Source organism: Proteiniborus ethanoligenes (genome assembly GCF_900107485.1).
Lineage (GTDB): Bacteria > Bacillota > Clostridia > Tissierellales > Proteiniboraceae > Proteiniborus > Proteiniborus ethanoligenes.
In genome coordinates this window covers 1-2962 of the sequence record NZ_FNQE01000060.1, presented here as the reverse complement: position 1 = coordinate 2962, position 2962 = coordinate 1, and the positions used below count along the sequence as shown (strand labels likewise).

Sequence of the window (2962 nt, the reverse complement as noted above, 5' to 3'; positions counted from 1 at the left end):
AATCCCGATTCTTAGGATTGCAAAACAGTTAAAGATGTCAAAAAACACTGTTAAGAAGCTAATAAAGCTAAAAGAGGAACCAAAATATACTAGGGATCATTACCCTTCCAAAGTTGAATCATATATGGACCAGATATTAATGTGGCGTACTTTTCCCGAATATGATTTTAATGGCACAAGAATCTTTAGGGAGCTTGTTAAAAGAGGTTATGAGGGTTCGATTAATCCCATTTACAGAGCTTTAAAGAAAATTGATGAAGAAAAAACTGAGATTTCTCGGGATGCAACTGTTAGAATCGAAACACCTCCAGGAGATCAAGCTCAATATGACTGGTCTGAGTATCAAGTAGTAGTAAACGAGAGAGTTAGAACCATCTATTGTTTTAGTATGATACTAGCAGCAAGTAGAAAGAAGGCAATATGTTTCTCATTATCATGTGATGCCGAAGCAATTTATGAAGCAATACAGGAACTCTATGATGATTTAGGCGGTATTACACTAGAGCTTTTGATTGATAATCCTAAAGCCCTTGTCATAGAAAATAATCCTAAAAGCGAGGAGGAAATAAGATACAATGAGCAGGCGCTACTTCTAGCTGCACATCTTGGCACAGAGCTTAATGCATGTAACTGCTACTGGCCTCGTACAAAAGGTAAAATAGAAAAACCGTTTCAGTATATAGAAGAGCAATTTATCAAGGGAAATACATTTTACTCTATGGAGGATTTGAACAAAAGGGGGAAAGAATTTATCCGAGATTGGAATGGAGAAATACATACATCCACAAGGCGAATACCTAATGAATTCTTCGAAAATGAGGAAATCCAGGCACTGTTGCCACTACCTAACACTAGATTTAGAATGAAGTCCCTTGAAAAAAGAATAATAAGCAATGATGGATACATACACATAAACACCAATAAGTACAGCGTACCAATAAAATATGCTACAAAACAGCTTAAGTACCGCATTGTTTATGGATTTCGCATAGAAATATATACAGAGGAAAAAGAATACATAATGTCTCTTGAACTTCAGGATGGTAAACATGGCATATTTAAAAACCCTGAACATTATGAGGATATTAAAGTCAAAGCAAGTAAATCTATTCCACAGATAAAAAGGGATTTTATGAGTACATTTAAAAATGGGGAAGCATACTTAAAGGCTGCAACAGGGCTCTTTCAGCAACCTAGTTATCATGCCAGAAAGATATTAGAACTGCTAGACCTTTATGAGCCTAAAATACTGGATAAGGTAATTGCATATGCAATCGCTAACGATAAGCTTGATATTAAATCAATAAAGCAGCTAATAAGAAATGATTTCTTTAAAATCATAGCAGATGAAGCTAAAGCCAATGAAGTTATCAAAAGTATTGATACTGAGGGTATCATAAGAAGCTTAGACTACTATGAGGAAAGTAGCGAGGTGACAGCATTATGATGACAAAAGCTATGACATATGATGATAATTACATTTGTGAACAACTAAAACTCTTTAAGCTTGTTGATATACGTGAAAATTACCAGAGAATCATAGAAGAAGCCATAAAAGAAAAGTTAGGGTATAAGGATTTCATAATTAGGCTAATTCAAGTTGAAGAAGAAGGAAAGAAAAGGAGGCTAACAGAAAGACTAACGCTTAAGGCAGGATTTGATTTTATCAAAACTCTTGATGACATAAGGTATGATTTTAACGAAAGCATCAACTACCAAAAGGTTAAAGAACTAGGCACACTATCATTTATGGATCGAAATGAAAATATCATTATCATTGGGCCACCTGGAGTTGGTAAAAGCATGATTGCTACTGGAATTGGGATAAACGCCTGTAATGCTGGAAAAACTGTTATGTTTATCAATGCGAAGGAATTAATGGACAAACTATCGGAAGCAGTTAAGAAGGATACCTTAAAACAGATGTTAAAGGCTCTAAACAAGGTTCAGCTTCTTATCATAGACGAGCTTTCCTACGTTAAAATGGACAAAGAAAAAGAGAGCATATTTTTTCAGGTTATCCGCCAAAGATACGAAAAAAGCTCTCTAATCATAACAACTAATCTTCCCCTAAGCAGATGGGATGAAATATTTACAGGCCAATTAGCAGCGACCGCAATATTAGATAGATTAGTTCATCATTGTCATATCCTTAGTATAACAGGGGATAGTTTTCGTGTCAAAGGTGAGAAATATCTACCTGAAATAAAACAAGAGGAAAAACCAAAGAAACAGAATACTAAGGAGGGAAAATAAATGCCTAAAGCGCGTAAATATGATTACGAAAAAATCGTGAATATATACAATGAATCAGGTAATCAGGCCGCATTGGAATATATTGCACAAAACTACGGAAGTAAAGCTCCTAGGGGTGTAATATTAAGAATTAAGAATTCTCCTGGATTTAGTTTCGATTCAATAAACGATAAGATAATAGCTTCAAGTGCTTCAGAAGGCGAAATCTTTATGGGGATAGAAGAATTATGTAATAAGAAGGCTGCAAACGAAATAACAACCCATAAAACTGTTTCTGTTAATGGCACTAGTAACATTGCTCTTGAATTACTATACAAAGACCTTATGCAAGAGAAACTAATGGAATTAAGCAAATATATTAAGCTCAACCGATATTCAAATACGGTTATTATTGATAAAACAGCACTGAAAATGGATGGCTATCAGGTAACTATAAACTAATCATAAAATGGTCAATTTTAGACGTAAATAAATAATCTAAGTGGTCAACTTTAAGTGTGAAAGCTCAAAATTGACCACTAGGGAAACATAAAAATTACATATAAAAGAACATCACATACGATGGTCAAATTTATTCGTAAAAAGTGGTCAAAATTACTTGACAATCAACATTTCTGCATGTGCCTTATTTAGTTGCATAATTAGATCATGGCAAGATATGAAATATGCCATATTTCTGTTCTTAGCTGCAGCAATCCCAATTGCA

The 2962-nt window shown here is 34.2% G+C and carries 3 protein-coding genes; all 3 read left to right on the top strand.

Annotation, left to right across the window (positions count from 1 at the left end):
* The coding region (gene istA, locus BLV37_RS14690) for an IS21 family transposase (protein ID WP_208975281.1) at window positions 1-1447 on the top strand (1447 nt) is incomplete at its 5' end.
* Window positions 1444-2256: an IS21-like element helper ATPase IstB gene (gene istB, locus BLV37_RS14685; RefSeq protein ID WP_244270568.1), complete on the top strand. Its 813-nt coding sequence runs from the start codon at window positions 1444-1446 to the stop codon at window positions 2254-2256. The genes istA and istB, both read left to right, overlap by 4 nt.
* Window positions 2257-2697, top strand: coding sequence for a hypothetical protein (locus BLV37_RS14680; RefSeq protein ID WP_091733191.1), 441 nt, complete (start codon window positions 2257-2259; stop codon window positions 2695-2697).
* Window positions 2698-2962 lie beyond the last annotated feature (265 nt).